The sequence below is a fragment of the Micromonospora sp. MH33 genome, assembly GCF_003013775.1.
GTDB classification, from domain to species: Bacteria; Actinomycetota; Actinomycetes; order Mycobacteriales; family Micromonosporaceae; genus Micromonospora; species Micromonospora fulviviridis.
This window is the reverse complement of record NZ_MUYZ01000601.1, coordinates 1-1,760: the sequence shown is the minus strand read 5'-3', so window position 1 is coordinate 1,760 and position 1,760 is coordinate 1. Positions and strand designations below refer to the sequence as shown.

Here is a 1,760-nt window from a genome sequence, read left to right as displayed (position 1 = left end):
GGGGAGATCTCGGTGGGTGGTCGTCAGCTGGTCGGGCTGCCGGAGGAGGAGGTGCGGCGGCTGCGGGGCCGGGACATGGCGATGATCTTCCAGGATCCGTTGTCGGCGTTGCACCCCTACTACTCGGTGGGGAAGCAGATCGCGGAGGCGTACCGGGTGCATCATCCGCGGGCCGGGAAGCGGGAGGCCCGCACCCGGGCGGTGGACATGCTGGGCCGGGTTGGCATTCCGCAGCCGGGGAAGCGGTTCGATCAGTATCCGCATGAGTTCTCCGGGGGTATGCGGCAGCGGGCGATGATCGCGATGGCCCTGGTCAACGACCCGGACCTGCTGATCGCCGACGAGCCGACCACGGCGTTGGACGTGACGGTGCAGGCGCAGATCCTGGATCTGCTCAGTGATCTGCAGGCCGAGTTCCGGTCGGCGATCATCCTGATCACCCATGACCTGGGTGTGGTCAGTCAGGTGGCCGATGACGTCCTTGTCATGTACGGGGGCCGGGCGGTTGAGCACGGCAGTGTGGAGCAGGTGCTGCGGCGGCCGCAGCATCCGTACACCTGGGGGTTGTTGTCGAGTGTGCCGTCGTTGCACGGTGACGCCGACGCGGACCTGGTGCCGATCAAGGGCAATCCGCCGTCGTTGATCAACTTGCCGTCGGGGTGCGCGTTCCACCCGCGCTGCCGGTACGCCGACCGCAACGGCGACCGCTCCCGCACGGAGGTGCCCGAGCTGCGGGCGGCCGGGGAGGCGGGCCACCTGGTGGCCTGCCACCTGCCGGCCGAGGAGCGCACCCGGCTTTACCAGCAGGACATCGCCCAGGTGGGAGTGGCCCGATGAGCACCGAGACCGAGCCGCTGCTGCGCGTGCGGGGGCTGACCAAGCACTTCCCGGTGCGGGAGGGCTTCCGCGCCAAGGGCGCCGTCCGGGCCGTCGACGGCCTGGACTTCGACGTGCGGCCGGGGGAGACCCTGGGCCTGGTCGGGGAGTCCGGGTGCGGGAAGACCACCACGGGCCGGATGCTGGTGCGTTTGCTGGAGTCGACCGCGGGCACCATCGAGTTCGCGGGGCGGGACATCACCCACGCCCGGCGGGCGCAGTTGCGGCCGCTGCGGCAGGACCTCCAGATCATCTTCCAGGACCCCTACGCGTCGCTGAACCCCCGGCACACCGTCGGGCGGATCGTGGCCATGCCGTTGCAGGTCAACCGGATCAACCCGCCCGGCGGCGTCAAGAAACGCGTCCAGGAACTCCTGGAACTGGTCGGGTTGAACCCCGAGCACTACAACCGCTACCCGCACGAGTTCTCCGGCGGGCAGCGCCAGCGCATCGGCATCGCCCGTGCACTCGCGCTGCGCCCGAAGCTCATCGTCGCCGACGAACCCGTCAGCGCACTGGATGTCTCCATCCAGGCGCAGGTCATCAACCTGCTGCGTGACCTGCAACGCGACCTCGACCTGGCGTTCGTCTTCATCGCCCACGACCTCGCCGTGGTGCGGCACTTCTGCCACCGCGTCGCCGTCATGTACCTCGGCAAGATCGTCGAGATCGGCGACCGCGACGACATCTACACCCGCCCCCAACACCCCTACACCCGGGCGCTGCTCTCGGCCATCCCCGACGTCACCACCCTCGGGCCGGCCGGACGCATCCGCCTCACCGGCGACGTACCCACCCCACTCAACCCACCGTCGGGCTGCCGCTTCCGCACCCGCTGCTGGAAGGCCCAGGAACGCTGCGCCACCGAAGAACCCGCCCTGGTC

General features: G+C 69.7%; 2 protein-coding genes. Both read left to right on the top strand.

Translation table 11 applies throughout. The features are described 5' to 3' along the window. On the top strand, window positions 1-837 hold an 837-nt coding region (locus tag B0E53_RS36245), incomplete at its 5' end, for an ABC transporter ATP-binding protein (protein WP_107079894.1). Continuing rightward, a partial coding sequence (locus tag B0E53_RS36240) for a dipeptide ABC transporter ATP-binding protein (protein WP_107079893.1) occupies window positions 834-1,760 on the top strand: 927 nt, incomplete at its 3' end. The genes B0E53_RS36245 and B0E53_RS36240, both read left to right, overlap by 4 nt.